Here is a 21,013-nt window from a genome sequence, read left to right as displayed (position 1 = left end):
CGCCAAATTCCGGGGAGGCAGTGTGACTCAGGCAGTAAAAGCGTATGGCATAGTAGAGGGACTGACTAAAAAGCTACCATCTTAGAATTTCGGGGAACCCACTCGCTCGCCTCCCGGCGAGTGAGTTTTATTCAGTCGCCTCTGGCGACGCGGTGTTCGCCGGAGGCGAACAAATACAAGTCACTCGCCGGGAGGCGAGCGACTGCCAGCTCTCTGACCTTTTTAGTCAGCCCCCAACCTGCTATTGTTTCTTTGGCTCCTGAGTCTTTACAAAATCCAGCGAAGACCCGTCATCATAATGAATATGCCAGGATTTGACCTTTCCATTTTCTTTCCTGAATTCCACTTCTTCATAAAATGTTTTCACGGCCGGGTACAATTCTTCTTTTCCATAAGTTTTCGTTTTACCATTACCTGAACTGTTACAGCTTGAGTAATTCCTGTAATTGCCACTGTTGGGATAGAATTTGAATGTTTGGTTAGCTACATCAATTTCCACTGTTCCTTCCTTGTATCCCAGTACCTGGCTTCTGCATCCATAACTGGTGTTGGTGTAATAGAAGTATTCGCGTGCGCGTCCATCCTTGAACAGCATATAACCGTTGGCCAGTTCAAATGCGGCGCCCTGGTAGCTGCCATCATATCCCCAGAAATTTCCGATGGAAGTGGAACCGGCGAGCCAGTAACCAACGAGATCGTCAGGAATGGTAGTGCGGGGATGATTGCCGTAATTGCCTTCCTCTTTGTCTTTGTCCTTTGAACAGGAGCATGCGATGAAACAAATTCCCATTATAAGTAACAGGAATGAAAAACTTCTCTTCATAAACTCAATTTTGTTTCAAAAGTATATTGGGGTAGTATGATGCCTATGCAATTGCTGCACGGAAGGAGGTTTATTGTTGTTCATTGGTCGTTTTCCGGTATTGGACCGTAGTTGCCGGTCAGAATAGCAGTGGCAGTAATTACTGAAGTCGGTTTACACCTATTTCAGTAAATTACTAACTAAATGGTCCGTGTATGAAACAACTCATATTGCTCTCCTTATTCACTGCATTCACTTCCCTGGCCGCCCGGAGCCAGCAGGCCAACGAAGCGCTGGGACAATGGCTCAGTGAAGAGAAAGATGGAAAAATAGAAATCTATAAAACAGGAAATAAATACTTCGGGAAACTTATCTGGTCCGCCAGGATGTATATGGAGGATGGGAAAACTCCCCGGAAGGACGAAAAGAACCCCAATCCGGACCTCAGGGCAAGAAATCTGAAAGATCTTGTGATCCTCACCAACTTTATTTATGATGATGGTGTTTATACTGATGGAAAAATATACGATCCAAAAAGTGGGAAGACCTATAGTTGCAAAATGACCTTAAATGGAGATAAACTCAATATCCGCGGATATGTAGGCATTTCCATGTTCGGCAGAACAACCGTCTGGACCCGCTCGAAATAATACCGGTATGAATTATTATCAGATAGCGCCGCCTCCTGAACTCGAACCATATGTCCGGTATTTCTGGGTATTTGATTCCAGTGAAGAAGATGGTTCCGTCAAAACCTACAAGATAGTGGCTGATGGAGCACCCGGACTGGTGTTGCAGTTTTCACGCAGCTTCTACGATGTGAATGACAACCGCTTTCCCTTTTTCTTTCTTTACGGGCAATCCACCCGGAATGATTACAATACCAGCGTGGGTAATTTCAGGAATATCGGGGTGGTATTGCAGCCGGATGCGGTGAAATCCGTTTTCGGCATCGACTCCATCGATATTACCAATAAGTATGTAGATGCTGACCTGCTGCAACGGGACCGGGTATCCGAACTATTGCTGAACAGCGCTGATAACGATCACTGCATTCAATTGCTCTGTGAATACCTGCTGCGCAGGATCAGGAGCAATCCCTATAAAAGCAGCCGGGCGGCGGCTTACGCATCCGTGCAACTCCTGATGGACCCCGGCACCAACCTGCTGAAGTTGTTGCAGGAAGAACTGAACTTGTCTGAAAGATCGCTGGAACGCCTGTTCCGGGCCAATATCGGTATGTCTCCCAAACTCTTTGCGCGTGTTTGCCGCTTCCAGGCATCACTTACCTCCCTGCGCAATAACGGCTATGATAAATTATCCGACATTTCTTACGGATATGGATATGCGGACCAGAGCCATTTTATCCGTGAGTTCCGCGAATTTGCCGGCGTTACGCCTAATGCCTGGTTGAAGAGGGCCACTGAGGTAGTGGAAAATTACCCGGAGTGGAAAATCTGAGCAGCTGTCGGTTTTATTCTATTTTGCTGCTTTCCCCGCCGGTAGTTTTGCGTTAAAAAAAATGATAGCCATTACAGGAGCAAACGGACAGTTGGGGAGGGCCACCATTGACTATCTGCTAGATAAGATCTCTCCGTCCCGGCTTGTAGCCGTTGTACGGAACCCTCCATCTGCTCATGGTTTGTGGAACAACCTTGTGCAGGTACGCCAGGCCGATTATGAAGAGCCGGATAAGCTGGAAGCTGCTTTCAACGGTATACATACACTGTTACAGATATCCGCCACCAGCACCGGCGATGCAGGTGTGAGACAGGAACTGAATGTTGTGGAAGCTGCAAAGAGGGCAGGCGTGCAGCATATTTTCTATACCAGTAGTCTGCAGGCCGATGCAACAGCGGACTTTACCTGCTCGCGACAGGCTGCTGCAACAGAAGCTGCCATCAGGGAATCCGGAATGCAGTACACGTTCCTGAGGAATGGTTTGTATATGGAGCTGATCCTGCAACTGGCCGGGGAAGTGTTTGAAGGAGGTGATATCTGTTATCCGGCCAGATACGCGCGTGTGAGTTTTGTATCGAGGAACGATATTGCTGAAGCGCTGGCGATACTGATCACCAGTGGAAGCGACAGGAACAGGATCTATGAGATCACCGGTTCAGGAGCCTGGTCGTTCTATGATGTTTGCGAAATGCTTCGGCAGGAGAAGCGGCTTTGTTGCCGGTATATCAGTATCTCTGAAGAAGAGTACAGCGCGGTTTTACAATCATTACCCATCGATGCTGATCTGGCAGCATTGCTCTGCAGCATGGCTTCTGGCATCAGCTCAGGTGAATTATCCCATACCAGTAATGATCTCGAAAAAATATTAGGGCGCCCGCCCCTGCAGCTGCGGGACTTTATCAGAGGACTGCAATATGAGTTCCATCCGACAACAGGATAGAATAAAAAACGGCAGAAGAGATTTCTGCCGTTTTTTATTCTGGCCAGGTGTCTTTTAAACGAATTGCCGTGTCTTTATAAAATAATCCATCTCCAATCCGGCAACTCCAGGAAATCTATTGTACCCATTATTCTTGCTGATATCATAATCTTCATAATTTTAAAAAATACACCATGAGAACTTTATCCCTGGCTATTGTTCTAATGATGGCCTGTCTGTTCACGCATAACAAAATTGAAGCTGGAGATATTGCATTTGAACAGAAGCAGCAAGCTTTGGTGAATTATACCTGGTATTATGACTGGGACTATACAATCCCGGTAGGTTCTGTGAGGTCATTGGCAGATGAGTTGGCGAGGCTGCGACTTGCGCACCCTGGCTATAACTTTAGTTCAACTGGCGGAGGTGGAGGTATGTTAGAATATGAGTGGGGGTATTTCAATCCCCTGGTTACAACAGTCATCTATAGTAATATGTATTGATATTCGTTGATCATGGCGTGAAATGAACTCCGAAAATGATCGATCTAAGCGATGGCATGGCATTGGGACTTGCAATCAACGGATCTGCAAATTTGTATTTGCTGCAGGTAAATGCATTTTGTACTTCACAATAAACAGTTGCCGAAGTGAGTATCAATTTTGGCATTTTGTGAACTGGTATCCTGTAACTAATTTTCAGTGCGCTTAGATTTATATAGGTTGCCTGTCCATACATAAGGTCGCTTCTCTTTACATCATTGATCAACTTCCTAGCTGAAGGGCTATTCCCAAAAAACTTTACTACAGATGGGGCCATTAATGCCTGCGAATGATTAGCCAGGCCACCTGCAGGGAATCGACCCGGAGAGGTGTTTTCGAATGAAGTAAAAACCGGATTCAACAGAGTTTGTGATCTTGCTTCCAAAACCAGGTCCAGACCAAAATCATTCAACTTTATATTGTTGATCAGGCTTGCAAACCATTTAGGCTGATTAAAACTGACTATCGTAGCATCTTCCGGGTAACTCATAATTCCATCTTTGTTTACATCAACATAAACGTATTGGTTGTTGGCAGGATCAATACTATAGACTTTATATCCCAGTATGGATGAGATGGCTTCACCTTCATTGAGTAATTGATTAAAGTCTGAATTTTGTATATCTGTAAATTTGAGCAATTTGTTTCTGGGGATGGTTATGAAGAGTCTCGCATTCCAAAATTTTCTGCTACTTTCCAGTATCTCAGCCTGCAACTCCAGTTCCAATCCGCTGTTCCTTACTATTACAGCATGTCTATTGGCAAAAAGGCTGTCATTTTCCGAATACCTGGTTGTTGATAAACCGGATGAGGTTCTGTTGTGAAAATAAGTACCTGCCACAGACAGCCAATCCAAAATATTCAGCTGGAGTCCTAATTGTGATATTAGTGTTACTTGTCTGTTGATATTGGTGGCTCTGTCCGGCGACTCTGGTCTGCCGGTACTATCCTTTCTGTTCACATATCCATAATTCTGCGATCCGTCTGCCGCCACCTTGCCAATAGAAAATTTCAGATTTCCTCCCCTGATCATCCTGGGTCTTTCTTTTCCCTTCTGTGCGAAATACAAGTCGTAGCCCATTGACCAGCTGAACAAAGGTTTTCCAATGCCATTGATCCTGCTTTCGTCCAGTCTGCCGGAAAGCGAAAAAGCATGATTGTTGTTAAAGTTCATATAACTACGGTTATACAAACCTGTTATTTGCTGTTTGCCATTTCCCCTGTTAGTGATTCCCTGTTGATTGGTAAGATCACTTCTCATAGCCGCATCGCTGGCGAATTTGGTGGATTGGTACTCGGACCAATGAACGGATTTTGATTGCAGGGTTATTCCAGTCCAGTTATTTATCCGGAAATGACGAAGGGAATCTCTCTTGTGAAAATGCAACTGCGGTTCGATGATCGCAGAATTGTATGCAGTAGTTGATTTTTCGAAATAAGAGGAATCGATCAGGTTAGGTTGAGCGGCAATAGGATATTGGTTCCTTTCATTAATGATCGTTTGATGAGCACCTGCAGTCAGTTGAAAATTAAACACGGGTGATAGAATATAATCCAGGGAGCTGCTTAGCTGGGCAGAGGAGGTATGAGCAATGTATGTGTTTTTAAAAGCGCCATATGGATTAATGAAAGGCAGGTTGTTCTCTTCAAAAACAAGTTGATTGCCCTTAAAGGGATATGGCGCATTCGGGGCCAGTCTGATCAGGGACATAGGATTGTTGAAGGGAAGTTCATCCCGGCTGGTAGCAGCATTGAAACTTATATTCAGTGTAAGTCTTTTATCAGGTGTGAAGATGCCCGTTAGATATTGCGTGAGCCTGGTCAGGGGAAATTTCACCGGGAGAACGCTTTGCTGTTCATAATACCCGGTACCTGCCGTGACCTTTTGAATGGAGTCGCCGCCTGAAACGGAAACGTGGAGGTTTTGTGATTGACCCGTATTGCCCAGTACCTCTTCACTCCAGTTTATATTTCTGTCAGGATTCCAGAGTTTGAGTTCCTGCGCTTTGAAAGTGTCTGTAAGCGGGCCGCCATTGGCCAGGTATGTTTCGCGGAGCCACCTGTATTGTTCGGTGGTCAGCATGTGAGGGGTCTTCGAAGTACTGTGCCGGCCTGCAGCATATTTGAAAGTGACCTGCGGATCTTCTGCGCCATTGGCGATCCTGGTATTGATCAATATGGCGCCGTTGGCGGCACGTGGCCCATAAGCTGCAATCGCAGCAGCATCCCTCAGTACAATGATCTCTGCGATATCTTCTAAATTTAACTGGCTAAGCATGTTTATTCCATTGCCTTCATGGACCAGTGTGGGATCACCTGCTGCCGAAGTATTGCGTCCAATTGGTAAAACACCTGCCGGTAATGGAATGCCATTGAGCAGCACAAGCGGATCATTCTTGCTCAGATTGCTTTTGCCTGGTTCATTGCTTATGGCAACATCCCCGTGGAAACGTATATCCGGTGTACTGTTGGGAAACCCACTGGAGTTTGATACCTGCAAGCCTGGCATCAGTCCTTTCATACCCTGCAATACATTGTAAGTTCTCGGAAGCTGTGTGCCTTTTACGGATCGCCAGTCGCCCGGTTTTTTGTTGTAAATAGAACGTGCTGTTGCTTTGTTGTTGATGCTGTTCATCACCGTGTATTCGCGAGTCAATACAATGGTGCGATGTTCTGATGATGCAGGCGTGAAGAATTTCGGGCTGTATCCCACACAGCTGACCATGAACCTGGTTGATTTCCCAACTGAACTGAGTGAGAACAGACCATCGTTCCTTGTAACGATCACAGTTTTGGTTGTAAGATTTTGAACAGAGGCGCCCGGAAGCGGCTCTCCCGATTCTGTTACAACGCTTCCTTCCAGGATGATTGTTCCGGGATCGCGTCTGGTCCTGCTGAACTGCATATAGAATGGCGGCATGAATTCAACTTCCAGGCTGAATTTTCCGCAAACCTTCCGGATCAGATAACCGATGCTGATTCGTTCAGTTTCAAAATAAAGTGTGTCGTCAGGGATCCTTGGGTAGATGGGGTCGAAATTCGTTTGGGCGCGGACCCTATCCATCAGTTCTTCAAATCGGACCTGCTTTTTTACAGTGATCGTTTGAGAAGTGTCCGGCCATTTATGTGGCTGGGCAAACGCTCCTGTATAACCGAAAAGAAGCATTAACAGGAAAGGTCCCTGTGTCAGTAATTTCATGTCAGTTAAGTTGATGAATTAATCTGATTTTTCTAAGCTCCAACTGGTTTCTGGAAAGAAGCCACTGGCCTGCCAGCTGCAAATGCAGCTGACAGCATCATAGTGATAAGCGACTAAGGTTTAATAATGGCACAATAATGTGCATTGAAAGAGTCACCTTTCAAGGATAAAGTCAGCTTAATTACATCATAAGAACTGAGTAGGGGACACAGATAAGTTATCTGTCATACTGCCTTAACCTGTACAGTTCGGGGATGTTTAGAGGATAGGTTTATGGTTGCCGGGAATATCTTATATGATAACCGTCTTCTTTTTTGACGAAATCAAATGCACCCGGTCCTTTCAGCAGGTTCAGCACAGAGTCTGCGGGCATCTTCCGGCTGATCCTCCCAATGGTAAGAGACTCGTTGGTGATATTGTCGTCGTAAATGATCCTGATATCGTACCAGCGCTCGATCTTTCTGAACAGGTCAGTCAACAGGATCTTTGTTTTCCGGTTAGAGAAATAGTCACCACGCCATGCGCTGGCATTCCCAAGATCAGGCAGACCAACCGGATGAATAACATGCCTGACAGGATCGATAACTACCTGTTGACTGTCTTTTAACAGTACCTGGTTTTTCCCGGAAGTGATTCTCAATCCGCCTGCATAAAGGGTGGTAGTAATCAGTGGATCATTTTCAAAACCACTGATCAGGAATGATGTTCCTAATACTTCATGTACGGTATTGCGTACACGGACCTGGAATGACAGGTTGGGATTGGACCTGACATCAAAGAACCCTTCTCCTTTCAATTCAAGATCCCTGTTCCGAAAATCGTACATTGGAGAGAAAATCAATTCTGACTTGTTGTTGAGCGTGATCAGGCTGCTATCGCTCAATAAGATCCTGCAGGTTTTCCCCGCAGGCGTGATCACTCTATATGTACCGGTATCTGCAATGATTGTTTTTCTTTTCCGGAAACATACCTGTCCGCTGTCAAAACAGATCCTGAAATTACCATGGTCGAAAGATGTGGATGGTTTCCGGGCATCAAGGTTTATTGAACTTTGGTCCGGAAGCACCAGAATGATGGCTTTTTCACTGATGGTTGCCGGCGTTTGCTTGTGCCAGTTATGTAAAAGATACCAGCCAATGAAAGAACAAAAAAGTATGATGGCGGCAGCAATGCACCATTGCTGCCAGGCAAAGACTGGCCTCACTTTTTCTGTATGAGCAACTATGCCCATTCGTTCACTGAATTCATTCCATGGTTCCACCTCGATCTCACTGAATATTTTCCATCTTTCCGCCGCTCTCGATGCCAGGTACTGCCGGATATGTTCCTGCCTTCTCCAGCTATCCCATTCCAGCTCCTCTCCTGGAGTAAGCGGAATACCGGACATGATCTTAACGGAAATCTCTCTTAATAATTCATACTTGTTCATTTTCCCTGCTAGTTGTAACTATATTACTAAAGAGGGAAAATGGCCTGTTTGTGACAGGGTCCGGCTGATTTATTTCTACTTGCTGATGGAGAATCAATAACAATAGCAGCTTATACAGGTAATCTCCCATCATCTGTTGCCTGTTGGGATTGTCTTTCAGATTTTGACGCAGCATCCTGAGCCCTCTTGACTGACGTTGACGGACCACTTCTGGAGAGAGACCCATCAATTCAGCAATTTCTTTACTTCTCATTCCCTCCAGGAACCGGTAAGTCAATACCAGCCTGTATTTCTCGTCCAGGCCCTGCAGCATTTTCTTCAGTTCCTCCACAACGATCCTGAAATCCTCGGTGGAGGCAAAGTCCAGATCATCTTTCGAAAGAAGATGCGGGCTTCCCAGCCTTTCTGTTTTAGTGGCATACTGATTATATGCTTTGTTTGTTGCACTTTTAAGCCAGTATGCATAACCTTCATCAATTGTATTGAATATGAGTTCTCCCTTTTCACACTTGTCGTAAATGGTGTGGAAGGTTTCTGACGCAATTAATTTCGCTCCTTCAATATCTTCATAAGCCGACATTTTATAAGCGATGGCCCTGAACCTGGTTTTGTAAAGCTCCACGAGCAACTGATTGTTGAAACGGCCTGTTTCTGAATTGGTATTGGACATTTTTTAAGAAGTTGTAGTTTGTGATTCGTTTTATCTACAACTAAGCAGGGAATGAGCGGATGTAGTGGAAGGTGGTGTTATGTATAGTAGGCCGCAATTCGGTTGACAAATGCGTATGTTGGTGCATGTGGCACCTGTGGGAAAACGAAAAAGTTCCCGGGGCTAAAGACCTGGCTGGTTTTTATCATAAAAAGTACTATTTTTCAACTAGGAGTTGTACATATCATATAACTCTTTTCCGGGCAGAATATCCCTTGTTTTACGCTTACTATTTATGAACGTCTTTTGCACATTCGATTTTTTTTCTGTCACACCCCAATTATTGAACTTATAATTTATTGATCCATGCAGTATTGATGTGCATGAAATTTGCTGTAGAATTTTTACTGCATCAATCCTCTTCATAAATATTCTGTAATTTATACACATGAAGATCGCTACCTACAACGTGAACGGAGTGAATGGCCGGCTGCCGGTGTTGTTACGCTGGTTGAAAGAATCGGCTCCGGATATTGCCTGCCTCCAGGAATTGAAAGCCCCGCAGGAAAAATTTCCGTTGCAGGCCATCGAAGAACTGGGTTACCAGGCCATCTGGCACGGACAAAAAAGCTGGAACGGCGTTGCCATCCTCAGCAAAGTGGGAGAACCAGTTGAAGTAAGAAGAGCATTGCCCGGCGACCCGGAAGATCTGCACAGCCGTTATATCGAAGCAAACATAAACGGACTTCGCATCGGTTGCCTCTATCTTCCCAATGGCAATCCGGCGCCCGGACCGAAATTCGATTACAAACTGGCCTGGTTCGAAAGGCTCACAGCACATGCAAAGAAATTACTCAAAGAAGATATTCCCGTGATACTGGCAGGTGATTACAATGTGATACCAACTGAAATGGATGTGTACAAACCTGAAAGCTGGACAAAAGATGCGCTCTTCTTCCCTGAATCGCGGGAGGCATATGCCAAACTGGTGGCGCAGGGCTGGACGGACGCCCTGCGAAAAATGCATCCCGGAGAAAAGATCTATACTTTCTGGGATTATTTCAGGAATGCCTGGGGACGCAATGCTGGATTGCGTATCGATCACTTTCTCCTGAGCCATCATTTCGATAAGAAATTATTGTCAGCAGATGTGGACAGACAGGTGCGCGGCTGGGAGAAAACCAGCGATCATGCTCCTGTGTGGATCGAAATCAAACATGCTGTAAAGAAGTGAAGCCGATGAAGCAATCGAAGATGGTCCCATTGCCGCTATAGCCCGTTAACTGAAAAGTTCATTACATTTGGAACAAACTATTCAATCATGATTGCATTCATAGGGATGGGACTATTGGGGTCCAACTTCACAAAAGCATTACTGAAGAAAGGAGAATCGGTTCAGGTATGGAACAGAACGGCGGAAAAAGCAAAGGCGCTGGAAGCGTCCGGCGCAAAAGCATGCGGTTCAATAGTGGATGCAGTCCGCGGTGCAGAACGCGTGCACATAACCTTGTCAGACGATGGTGTAGTGGATGAAGTGTTGTTGCAGGCCGCACCCGGATTTTCACCAGGCACCGTTATCATCGATCATACCACCACTTCCGTGGAAGGCGCCATTAAACGTACTCAGGAATGGGCCGCCAAAAATATTACGTATGTGCATGTGCCTGTATTCATGGGGCCTGCCAATGCACTCGAAGGATCTGGCGTAATGCTGATCTCCGGCGATCAGGCTATTGCTCAGAAAGTTTTGCCCTGGCTGGAAAGCATGACGGGTAAAGTGATCAATCTCGGCGACCGAATCGGCAAAGCCGCAGGTGTAAAACTGCTCGGTAATATGTTCCTGATCACGCTCTCCGGTGGTTTCTCAGACATGCTGGCCACGGCCAAAGCAATGGACCTGCCTGCTTCCGTGATCACCGATCTGTTCAATGAATGGAATCCCGGCGCAGCAGCTCCCGCTCGTCTCAAAAGGATCCTGGCGGCAGATTACGATAATCCCAGCTGGGAATTGCAGATGGCGCGTAAGGATGCACGTTTGATGATGGAAGAAGCCGCGAGGGGCGGTAAAACACTTACGGTAATACCCGCTGTGGCTAAGGAAATGGACAAATGGATTGAGAATGGCTACAGGAATAAAGACTGGTCTGTGATTGCAAAAGATAACCTGTAATATTTTATTTCGCATAGATGGCCGCGTTAGTATACACTGACGGGGCTTTTTTTTATTAAATTCATTTCAGCAACTCAGCCAGCGATCCATAAGTTTCATTATAACTATCCACTTTTTTCCCGGGTAATCACCATACTCAACCAATACATTCTTTGCTTGTGCATCACCGGTATAATGGTCTTTTTCTGAAACGGGGACCCTGAGTGCAGACATAGTGTTTATTTTTTTTGATTGTCCATTGCTTCCAGTGCATCCAGAATGCCATCGGCTCCCGGATTGACTCCGTCCGGCGAGAGATGGCTCCACTGAATGATGCCGTTCTCGTCTATTACAAACAAAGCCCTGCGGCTTTCTCCTGTGTCTTCATTATAAGCGCCGTACAATTTGCTGACCGCTCCCTTTGGCTCAAAATCCGCCAGCAGGGGGAAATGGATCTTCCTGTTCTCTGTAAAAGCGAGATGGCACCATTTGCTGTCTACAGAAATACCCAATACTTCTGCATTGTATTTATGGAACAGGCGGCGTGTTTCATTGTAAAGGCTCATCTGATCACTGCAAACAGGGCTCCAGTCAGCAGGATAAAATGCCAGGATCAGCTTCTTGCCTTTGAAATCGCTCAGCTTCAATTGCTGATCAGGCTTTGTGTACAGTTCGAACGCGGGAGCGGGTGTATTCTTCTCAAGGATCATAAGAATGATAGTATTAATTCGATGAATGAATGCTGTCAAATTCTCCGGATGAGGAGTGAAGGGGATGGTCATACAATTTAACGAAAGTTCCTGAACGCCGGACAGGCTTTCAAATGCCTGCAGGTGGTCCGGGAGAGAAAACCCGGCAGTTTGACGATCATTCCAGCCGTATCACTACCTATCTGCATTCGCATAAGATATGCTTGCTTTAGTTTAGGTGGCAAAATTCAAAAATGATGCAAGCAATCATTCAAACACTGGAAGCAAGAAAGAAAGACCTGAAACAATCCGCCCTGGTTAAGATGGTGGGAGATGAATCACTCACCATGGAATCTAGACTGGCCTTTACGCCGGCCATGTTGTTTTTTGTGATGGGCTTTAAAGACATTCTCAATGAAATGAAGGATGAAGGCAGTGACAATCCTATGCAGCAAAGCGTGAATGTGCATTGCGAAGAAGATTCCTATCACTGGCAATGGTACCTGAAAGACCTGGAGCGTATCAGCTTTGGCAAAGAATTCCTGTCCATTCCACCCACTGAATTGTTCACCCTGGTTTGGTCTGAGCCCTGGGAAGCCACCCGTGAAGTGGTGTACAGGAGCATCCACCTGGCGAAGCAGTTCGATACTCCTTTTTATAAGCTGGTCCTGATCGAGGCGCTGGAAGCAACCTTCGATTGTTTCAATGAGCCTATGTTCAGCCTGGTGCATACCATGGGGCGTCAGGATGAACTGGAGTATTTCGGTCAGTTACATGCGCATGCTGAGGCTGACCATGCCATGGAGAAAACCAATGAAGAACAGGAAAGCGCCTCCTACAACAATTATCAGCCATCGGAAGAAGAAAGTAAAAATGCCGTAATGATCATTGATGCTGTATTCAAAGCATTCGATGATGCATTCAATACCTGGTATCAACTGGGAGCAAGCAAAACGGTGAAACAACTGAGCACAGCCAATGCATAAATTAGACCAGCGCCTGTTTAATCCGCAGGCGCTGATCCTGTTCTGATTAATTCTGCTATTTCATTGATTCGCTGATGGCCCTTGCTGAATCCAGGTGCATTTGCAACACTGGCAGTGTTCTTGATGCAAAACCTTTGATGGTACTGTCTGAAGAACTGGCTGCTGCCTTCTCAAATGCTTTTACATCTTTCCCGTGATCATTCACCATCATCTTCATATATGCCTTATCGAATTCCTTTCCTTCTTTCTTGCTGATCTCGTAGATCTGTTGCTGGTGTTTTTCCAGGGATGAAGGCAATTGGAAATGTTTTGCTGCTGCAATATTCTGCAACTCGGTGTTCACTTTGGAATGATCGGAAACCATCATGGCGGCAAAAGCTTGTACACGGGGATTGCTTGCTTTTTGTTGCGCCAACTGACCAAGCGTAACTTCCATCATACCGCCAGATGCTGCTTCAGTAGCAAAGACGCTGCTGTTTCTATCGAGTGGTGTATTATCGATCGCGGGGCCCGTAGTGGAAGCATCCGGTTGATGACCCGAAGAAGCAATTGTATCGTTATTATTGTTCTGAACGGGAGCAGTTGCTATATAATTGGTACTGTCTGTACTTTCAGATGCTGTTCTGTTGCTGTTATTACAACTGATGATGAAGGCGGCTGCCAACAGGAAGAGTAGTTGTTTCATAAGTTTCATGGCTTTTACATGTTATAATGATATAATTCCTGTGCCAGCGAATGGCTGAGCTGTTCATTGTTAAGAATTACACATTGTCCAAAGCACTGCGTAATTTCTTGCTCAATTGAATAAGAAAATGGTAATAACAACTAATACAGTGTTGCTGGTGTGAAAGTTATATAGTTGTTGTTGAAACATTCTTAAACAAAATCAGTTTTCAAAACCTGTGGCTCTAAAACACTGACCTGATGCGGGTATTGAAGGATTTTCATTTTCATAATATGCTTATTTATAAACAAACTCTGTATCTTAGCTCGTCATTTCCAATTGAATGACAAGTGTTCAATTCCCCTCCAACTGGCTCCGGGTTTCTGCAAGTAGCAATGTTCAGGTTACACGTATGCCTTGACAGTAATGGTTTTTACACTACCATGCTGTATTTGTATTTTTTAACCATTTGATATTTGCTATGAAAAAACAACTATGCATCCTCGTGACATTGTTTATGGCAACAATTGTCAACCTGAATGCCCAGGTGGGTATCGGGACTACTTCACCTGCGGCAAGTTCCATTTTAGATGTGACTTCAACTACAAAAGGGGTATTGATTCCAAGAATGACAGCAGCTCAACGTGTGGCAATAGGTGCGCCTGCTGAAGGGTTGATGGTGTATCAGACAGATGCGGCTATCGGCTTATGGATTCGCATCAGCGGAGCCTGGCTCAGGCTGGCTACAGCTGGTGATCTGTTATCTTTCGGTCAGTCTACCGGATTTGCTGCCAATACATCCGGTTCCATAATTGCGGTAGTATTGGGTGGCAGTAATATCCCATTACCCGATGCGCAGAACCTGGGGCCCAATGTTACAGTAAACGGTGCTAATGAAGTATTCACTGTTACACAGGCGGGACGTTATCGGATTGCTTACAGGGCAAACCTCACTGCCGGTTTGTTGTTGAACAGCCGGGTAACAGTTAATGGAACGGGTGTTCCGGCGCTCACGATTAATCCGGGTGTATCGCTCAGCCAATTTGCTGCTGAAGCTGTAGTTACATTGGCTGCCGGTGATCAGCTCTCTCTCCAGTTCTTTGGATTATTAGGTGCAGCAACCCTTTTGAGCGGCTCTCAGGGCGCAGGTCTCACCATTCAAAGGGTTGAATGATCCTGCCTGTAGTTTATTCATTCACCTAAAATTCAGAAAATGCGATACCTATTACTTAGCATATGCAGCGCGTTGCTTTGGCTGCAGGGCAGTTCCCAGTTGAGTGTAGGGCCTACAGAATCGATGGTCATCCAAAGTGGTACAACCTTCTTTGTAGACAGCCTGGTTCTTGAACCCAGCACAAATACTACTGTCAGCAACACCAATCTCACCAAGAGCTACAGTTCCATTACAGGACCTGGTGGTGCACTCAGTATTACCCGGGTGTACAATTTTTCCAATCCGCTTCCAACTTACAATGGAGAAGTGGGCATCTTCTATGATGATGCCGAACTGGCGGGTAACCCGGAAGGCTCATTACAGGTGGCTTACCGGACAGGTTCTGCCTGGACCACTACCAGTTCCAGTACGGTGGACCCCGGAGCAAATTTCGTGTCTTACACTGCCACAGGTCAGATCTATGATCAGATCACTGCAACCCAGGCCGGAGCTGTACTCCCTGTTACCTTCACTAATTTCGTTGCCGCACTGGAGAACAATTATGTTCACCTCAACTGGGCCATGGGCGATATTACAGGCCTGTTGAATTTTGATGTGCAGTATAGCGACAATGGCCGTAACTGGAGTACTGCCGGATCTGTTTCAGCTCCTGAGAATACGCGTGTATTCAGCTTCCGGCACAGCGATCTGAACTTTACCAGCAGGTTCTACCGCATACAGGCAAACGAAGTGAATGGCATCCGTACCTATTCTAAACTGGCAGTGGTCCGCAAAAGCGAAACTACATCCAGTGTAAGCATAATACGCAAGGGCAGCGGAACTGTGTTGTTCTTCAACGGCTCTGTTCCCGCCATGATCCAGGTATATGATGTGAGTGGTCGCCTGTTGATGAGCCGCAATGTGCAGCAGCAGCAGGTTGAGATCCAGGGCATCTCCTCCGGCGCTTACATCCTTCACTATGTGATCGATGGAAAGAAAATGTCGAAGATGATCCAGCTGTAACCGCTTTTATCTTTGGTACAAATATGAATCCCCGGCATTGCGCCGGGGATTTCTTTTGTGAAAAAGACAATATTATGGGATGCTACAAGGCCCTTCCGGACAGGAGCTGAAGCAATTCCTCTTTTTTACGTGGAGAAATGGAAATGTTGGTATCATCGTTCATCACTACATAACCACCATCTGTTTTCAGGTAGCGTTTCACTTCTTTCAGGTTGATGAGATGTGAATTGTGTACACGGAAGAACCCATGCTCCGCCAGGATCGATTCATATTCTTTCAGGTTCTTGCTCACCATGATCTTCCTGTTCTCTTTCAGGTAAAAAACGGTATAGGCGCCGTTGGCCTCCAGGTGCAGTACCGATGCTATTGGGATGAATTCAAGTCCTTCGGAAGTTGACAGGCTAATGGTATAATCCTGTTGCTGTTTAACCAGGTTTTGCAGCAGGTGCTGCAATTGTTGTTGGGGTTGTTTGTTGTTGATCTGCCGGATGGCTTTCTGAACAGCGCTCTGAAGCTCCTGCACGTCGATTGGCTTGAGCAGATAGTCCACAGCACTGATGCGTAAAGCCCTGATGGCATATTGATCGTAGGCGGTGGTGAAGATCACCTGCGCGGAAACTGAAGCACTTAGTTTCTGCAATATGTCGAAACCCGTACCGGGATGCATTTCTATATCGAGAAAAAGTATCTGCGGTTGTAACTGGTGTATGCTTTTCACTGCTTCATCAACAGTGGCGGCAGCTCCGGTAACGGTCAGTTCGGGACAGAGTTCTTCGAGGAGGTTTTGCAACAGCTCCCTGCTTCGGACCTCATCGTCGGCAATGAATGCGGTATACTTCAAGGCTATTATTTTTTCTTTTTGGGTGCAGATGAATCTCCGGTAATCAATTGTGGCGTGAGAACGCGTTTCTCGAATTGCTTTATCGGTCTTTTACTCTCGATCAGCTGAATCAACAACTCGGTGGCTGCCTGTCCGATCTCGTAAGCCGGCTGACGCACCACGGTAAGCGATGGATTTAGCAATTCTGCGATATCTGTATTGGAAAAACCAACAACGGCAATATCATCCGGAACGCAAAGCCCGCGGCGCTTCAGTGTTTTGAGCAGACCCGTTGTGAGTTTGTCGCTGGTAGTGAAGATCGCATCAGGTTTCTGTTTCAGGGTGAAGAGCCGGTTCACGGCATCTTCGATCTCCGAGAAAACCATGCCGCCGTAGAAGCAATGTTTGATATAAGTATCGCCGGGTGTAAGCCCGTTTGTGATCAAGGCTTCCTTGTAGCCAGCCAGTCTTTCACTGGTGATATTGAGGAACTCGGAATTGGCAATGGCGGCAATACGTCGGTATCCATTCTTCACCAGGTGCTCCGTAGCTTCATATGCGCCTTTGAAATTGTCCACTATCACACTGTGCGTTTTGATCTCTTCGGTGATTCGATCGAAGAATACGATAGGAAGACCGCGTTCGTGCAGTGCTTTCAAATGGCTGATATCATTGGTTTCGGTAGACACGGAGATCAGCAATCCATCTACGGAACGGGAAGATAAATACCGGAGATCGATCACTTCCCGCTCGTAGGATTCGTGGCTCTGTGAGATGATCACATTGTAGCCCTTGCTGTAGGAAATGGATTCGATACCATTGATGATCTGTGAAAAGAAATTATTGGCTACTTCGCAGACCACCACGCCGATGGAGCGGCTGCGTTTTTCTTTCAGGCTTAATGCGATGGGATTCGGCTGGTAATTGAGTTTCTCTGCACAGTCCAGCACCAGCTGTTTGGTTTCCTGGCTGATCTCATAACTATCCCTCAACGCTCTCGATACCGTTGAAGTGCTCAGGCCCAGGGCCCGGGCAATGTCTTTGATGGTTACTGCTTCAAATTTCATAAGCGGTCAATTGCGTTGGAACGCAGTTTACAGGAGTTAAATATACATCTTTTCAGTTGCGGCAGGATAGTAAGTTACAGCTTGCCTGAGATTCGCAACTGGCTGGCATCGTTGCCGGGAACGATTGCGTAAATAAAAAGATACAGGCACCGTTCAGGTATAAAAATATCTGATTAGCATTGATAAGAGAAATAACTGTATCCGCGACAATTATACAGTTAAAGATTGACTGTTTTTACGTTTGCTCAATATAAAAAAAGCCATATGAAGCACCTTTCTCTGCTGTTGCTCCTGGTTGCAGGGTTACAGACAATTTCTTTGGCGCAGACCAACCAGATCAAAGGCCGGGTCACAGACGACAGTACCGGCGCTGCGCTATCAGATGTTTCTGTAACACTCCCGGGAAATACCGGCGGCACCAAAACAAACGACAGGGGCGAGTTCACTTTGAACATTCCTGCAAACGCCCCCAGGAAATTAACACTGACCATCAGTCTTCTCGGTTATTCATCACAGACAGTGACTGCCGAAACAGGAAAGATCATCAACATTACTTTAAGCCGGACTGCCACCGCACTCGAAGATGTGGTGGTGATCGGTTACGGAACTGTGCGCAGACGCGATCTCACAGGTTCCGTCTCTTCCGTCAACTCCAAACAATTGCGCGATGTTCCTCTTTCCTCCGCTGCTGAAGCTCTCACCGGCCGGCTTGCCGGCGTTCAGGTAACCAGCACCGAAGGCACCCCGGGTGCAGATGTACTGATCCGTATCCGCGGAGGCGGCTCCATTACACAGGACAATGCACCTATTTATATCGTGGATGGGATCCAGGTAGAGAATGCGCTCTCTTTTATCTCCCCGCAGGACATTGCAAGTGTAGACGTATTGAAAGATGCGGCCACCACCGCCATTTACGGCGCCCGCGGCGCCAATGGCGTAGTGATCATCACCACCAAATCCGGTAAAGCAGGTAAAACCAATGTCACCTACAATGGTGCATTCGGATGGAGGGAGATCTCGAAAAAAATGGATGTGCTCAATCCTTATGACTTTGTAATGTGGCAATATGAAAGGAATAAACTCATCGGCGATACCAGCTTTAACCGTGTTTATGGTTCCACCTGGGATACGCTAAATGTATACAAGGACATACCCTTCATCAACTGGCAGGAAGAAGTGTTTGGCAGGAAGGCCGGTTACCAGAACCACAATGTGGCTGTCAGCGGCGGTTCACAATCCACCACTTTCAATCTCAGCCTCACCAGCAACAAAGAAGATGGTATCCTGCTGGAATCTGGCTTCGACAGGAAACTCGTGAACTTCAAGATCGATCATAAGATTTCCAACAAAGCGAAGATCGGTTTCACCACACGCTATCTCGACCAGACCATTCGCGGCGCAGGCACCACCAACAGTGGTACACGCACTACCAATCGTCTTCGTCACAGCATACAATACAGGCCCTTTGCTTCTCCCAATGTTCCATCTGTGGATGATTTCGATGAAGAACTCTACAGGACCTCCGCCAATATGACCAATCCCGTGTTGCTCACGCAGGCAGAGTACCGCAGGCAATATACCAAAGCGGTTAATCTTAGCGGTTATTTCTCCTATAATCTCATGAAGAACCTGGTATTCAGGTCAACCTGGGGTTTCGATAACAATAACCAGCGTACTGATCTTTTCTACAACAAATACACCAATACTGCACGCAATAATGCTTCATTGCCTGTTGCCAGTATCGCGCAACAGAATTCCACCACTTTCAATAATTCCAATACACTGCAGTACACTTTGCCAAAGTTTGGAGAACATGCCATCGATGTGCTGGTAGGGCAGGAGATCTATGAAACAAAAGCCAAATCGAACTCTACTGAAACCAGGTATTTCCCGGCAGATATCTCCGCAGAAAAAGCCCTCGCCAATATGGGACTGGGATCTCCTCCGTCAGGATTCCAGCAACCCCGGCCAGTGAGCAGTGAAACACCGCCCAGCCGCATCTTCTCGCTGTTCAGCAGGGTGAACTACGACTGGAACAACAGGCTGCTGGCCCAATTCACGATTCGTGCCGACAGGTCAAGCAAATTCAAGTATGATAACGGACTGCTTATCTTCCCTTCAGGCTCCATTGCCTATCGCCTTATTGAAGAAAAGATGTTCAGTGATATCGCCTGGCTTTCAGATGCCAAGGTCCGTGGCGGCTTTGGCGTAGCCGGCAACAACCGTATTGGCGACCTGTTGTACATGCAGCTCTACGGCGTTACCGGTGAGTATGCGCTGAACCATACCATCCTCCCTGGCTTTGAGCCTCCTGCACTCGCCAATGAAAACCTGAAATGGGAGAAGACCGTTTCCCGGAGCATCGGCCTCGATCTCGGGTTCCTCAGCAACAGGATCCAGTTCTCGGTTGATTATTATCACAACAAAGGGAATGATCTGTTGCTCTCTGTAGCTATTCCTCCAACAAACGGTTATACATCACAGTTACAAAATATCGGCGCTACCTCCAACAGGGGATGGGAGTTTCAATTGAATGCCATTCCTGTGCAGCGTAAAGACTTTACCTGGAACTCCAATTTCAATATCTCATTCAACAGGAACCGCGTAGAGAACCTGGGCGGTATTGATCAGCAAACACGAAGTGCCGGCTGGCAGGGATCTGATGGCGCCGATGATTTCCTTGTGAAAGTAGGTCAGCCTGTTGGCCTCATGTACGGTTTTGTTACTGAGGGCATGTTCCAGATTTCAGATTTCGATTACAATGCCGGCACCGGCGTATACACGCTGAAGGCAGGCATCGCCAATCCCAATGCCATCACCGGTACTGTAAGACCAGGCACCATGAAGATCCGGGACATCAATGGGGACGGCAGGATCACCAGTGATTCAGACCGCGTTGTGATCGGTAATGCCAATCCCAGGTTCACTGGCGGATGGAACAACCAGTTCCAGTACAAGAACTGGGACCTCAGCGTGTTTGTGAACTTTGTGGTAGGTAATGATGTATACAATGCCAATAAGATCGAGTGGTCAGACGGCAGCTTCCCTCATTCCAACCTGCTTTCCGTAATGAAAGGCCGCTGGAGGAATATCGATGATAACGGCAACCTGGTGACCGATCCAACGGAACTTGCCAAACTCAATCCCAATCCGAAGATCTGGACGCCTACCAATGCCAACAGGTATTTCGCTACCAGCTATGCAATAGAAGATGGTTCATTCCTCCGGTTGAATAATATCACGCTTGGTTACACCATCCCGAAAAAGATCAGCACCAAAGCGAAGATCTCCAATTTTCGTGTGTACGCCACCGTGAACAATTTATACAACTGGACCAACTACAGCGGATATGATCCCGAAGTAACGGCCAGAAGGAATAATCCTTTGACCCCTGGTGTTGATTTTGCGGCTTACCCACGTTCCACCACCTGGGTATTCGGATTGAACCTTACATTTTAATC

At 46.4% G+C, this 21,013-nt stretch carries 18 protein-coding genes; 10 read left to right on the top strand and 8 right to left on the bottom strand.

The features are described 5' to 3' along the window. Positions 1-241: 241 nt before the first annotated feature. A complete protein-coding gene (locus D9Y29_RS01990) occupies positions 242-823 on the bottom strand; it encodes a hypothetical protein (protein WP_127124754.1) in 582 nt (193 codons plus the stop codon). 194 nt (positions 824-1,017) lie between these two features. On the opposite strand from D9Y29_RS01990, the gene D9Y29_RS01985 reads away from it, so the two are divergent. From D9Y29_RS01985 to D9Y29_RS01970, 4 genes are all read left to right on the top strand, one after another. After that, positions 1,018-1,452, top strand: coding sequence for a DUF2147 domain-containing protein (locus tag D9Y29_RS01985; RefSeq protein ID WP_127124753.1), 435 nt, complete (start codon positions 1,018-1,020; stop codon positions 1,450-1,452). A gap of 7 nt (positions 1,453-1,459) precedes the next feature. Continuing rightward, entirely contained in the window at positions 1,460-2,263 is an 804-nt protein-coding gene (locus tag D9Y29_RS01980; protein ID WP_127124752.1) for an AraC family transcriptional regulator, read from the top strand. Between the two features lie 61 nt (positions 2,264-2,324). Further along, the gene (locus D9Y29_RS01975) at positions 2,325-3,203 is read left to right on the top strand and encodes an SDR family oxidoreductase (protein WP_127124751.1); all 879 of its coding nucleotides are present in this window, start codon (positions 2,325-2,327) and stop codon (positions 3,201-3,203) included. Between the two features lie 173 nt (positions 3,204-3,376). Beyond that, complete coding sequence (locus D9Y29_RS01970; RefSeq protein ID WP_127124750.1) at positions 3,377-3,685, top strand: hypothetical protein; 309 nt, start codon at positions 3,377-3,379, stop codon at positions 3,683-3,685. A gap of 10 nt (positions 3,686-3,695) precedes the next feature. On the opposite strand, the gene D9Y29_RS01965 is transcribed toward D9Y29_RS01970, so the two are convergent. The 3 genes from D9Y29_RS01965 to D9Y29_RS01955 form a co-directional block, all read right to left on the bottom strand. Then, entirely contained in the window at positions 3,696-6,923 is a 3,228-nt protein-coding gene (locus tag D9Y29_RS01965) for a TonB-dependent receptor plug domain-containing protein (protein ID WP_127124749.1), read from the bottom strand. A gap of 271 nt (positions 6,924-7,194) precedes the next feature. Continuing rightward, the gene (locus D9Y29_RS01960) at positions 7,195-8,352 is read right to left on the bottom strand and encodes a FecR family protein (RefSeq protein WP_127124748.1); all 1,158 of its coding nucleotides are present in this window, start codon (positions 8,350-8,352) and stop codon (positions 7,195-7,197) included. Continuing rightward, positions 8,339-9,022 carry an RNA polymerase sigma factor gene (locus D9Y29_RS01955; RefSeq protein WP_127124747.1) on the bottom strand — a complete coding sequence of 228 codons (684 nt, stop codon included), beginning with the start codon at positions 9,020-9,022 and terminating at the stop codon, positions 8,339-8,341. The genes D9Y29_RS01960 and D9Y29_RS01955 overlap by 14 nt, the downstream gene beginning before the upstream one ends. Positions 9,023-9,449: 427 nt before the next feature. Here D9Y29_RS01955 and xth point away from each other — a divergent pair, with 427 nt between their 5' ends. Together xth and D9Y29_RS01945 are read left to right on the top strand one after the other, a co-directional pair. Then, positions 9,450-10,235 (top strand): exodeoxyribonuclease III, encoded by a 786-nt coding sequence (gene xth / locus D9Y29_RS01950; protein WP_127124746.1) that lies wholly within the window; start codon positions 9,450-9,452, stop codon positions 10,233-10,235. 87 nt (positions 10,236-10,322) lie between these two features. Next, positions 10,323-11,171 (top strand): NAD(P)-dependent oxidoreductase, encoded by an 849-nt coding sequence (locus tag D9Y29_RS01945; protein ID WP_127124745.1) that lies wholly within the window; start codon positions 10,323-10,325, stop codon positions 11,169-11,171. A gap of 218 nt (positions 11,172-11,389) precedes the next feature. Here the strand turns inward: D9Y29_RS01945 and D9Y29_RS01940 are convergent, their stop codons facing one another. Continuing rightward, positions 11,390-11,860, bottom strand: a complete 471-nt coding sequence (locus tag D9Y29_RS01940) for a redoxin domain-containing protein (RefSeq protein WP_127124744.1) — start codon at positions 11,858-11,860, stop codon at positions 11,390-11,392. Positions 11,861-12,093: 233 nt separating this feature from the next. Here D9Y29_RS01940 and D9Y29_RS01935 point away from each other — a divergent pair, with 233 nt between their 5' ends. Next, positions 12,094-12,825, top strand: a complete 732-nt coding sequence (locus tag D9Y29_RS01935) for a hypothetical protein (RefSeq protein WP_127124743.1) — start codon at positions 12,094-12,096, stop codon at positions 12,823-12,825. 55 nt (positions 12,826-12,880) lie between these two features. Here the strand turns inward: D9Y29_RS01935 and D9Y29_RS01930 are convergent, their stop codons facing one another. Beyond that, on the bottom strand, positions 12,881-13,510 hold the full coding sequence (locus tag D9Y29_RS01930) for a DUF4142 domain-containing protein (RefSeq protein WP_164735199.1): 630 nt from the start codon (positions 13,508-13,510) through the stop codon (positions 12,881-12,883). 460 nt (positions 13,511-13,970) lie between these two features. Between D9Y29_RS01930 and D9Y29_RS01925 the strand changes: the two genes are divergently transcribed. Next, positions 13,971-14,663: a BclA C-terminal domain-containing protein gene (locus D9Y29_RS01925; RefSeq protein ID WP_127124741.1), complete on the top strand. Its 693-nt coding sequence runs from the start codon at positions 13,971-13,973 to the stop codon at positions 14,661-14,663. A 39-nt stretch (positions 14,664-14,702) separates the two neighbouring features. Then, the gene (locus D9Y29_RS01920; protein ID WP_127124740.1) at positions 14,703-15,665 is read left to right on the top strand and encodes a T9SS type A sorting domain-containing protein; all 963 of its coding nucleotides are present in this window, start codon (positions 14,703-14,705) and stop codon (positions 15,663-15,665) included. Positions 15,666-15,747: 82 nt separating this feature from the next. Here the strand turns inward: D9Y29_RS01920 and D9Y29_RS01915 are convergent, their stop codons facing one another. Then, a complete protein-coding gene (locus D9Y29_RS01915; RefSeq protein WP_127124739.1) occupies positions 15,748-16,506 on the bottom strand; it encodes a LytR/AlgR family response regulator transcription factor in 759 nt (252 codons plus the stop codon). Between the two features lie 5 nt (positions 16,507-16,511). Then, complete coding sequence (locus D9Y29_RS01910) at positions 16,512-17,552, bottom strand: LacI family DNA-binding transcriptional regulator (RefSeq protein WP_127124738.1); 1,041 nt, start codon at positions 17,550-17,552, stop codon at positions 16,512-16,514. Positions 17,553-17,816: 264 nt separating this feature from the next. On the opposite strand from D9Y29_RS01910, the gene D9Y29_RS01905 reads away from it, so the two are divergent. Further along, entirely contained in the window at positions 17,817-21,011 is a 3,195-nt protein-coding gene (locus D9Y29_RS01905) for a SusC/RagA family TonB-linked outer membrane protein (RefSeq protein ID WP_127124737.1), read from the top strand. Positions 21,012-21,013: the final 2 nt, after the last annotated feature.

Origin of the sequence: Pseudoflavitalea rhizosphaerae (assembly GCF_003991355.1) — a bacterium.
GTDB lineage: Bacteria > Bacteroidota > Bacteroidia > Chitinophagales > Chitinophagaceae > Pseudobacter > Pseudobacter rhizosphaerae.
The sequence above is the reverse complement of the archived record's forward strand: the minus strand, read 5'-3'. Positions and strand labels throughout refer to the sequence as shown.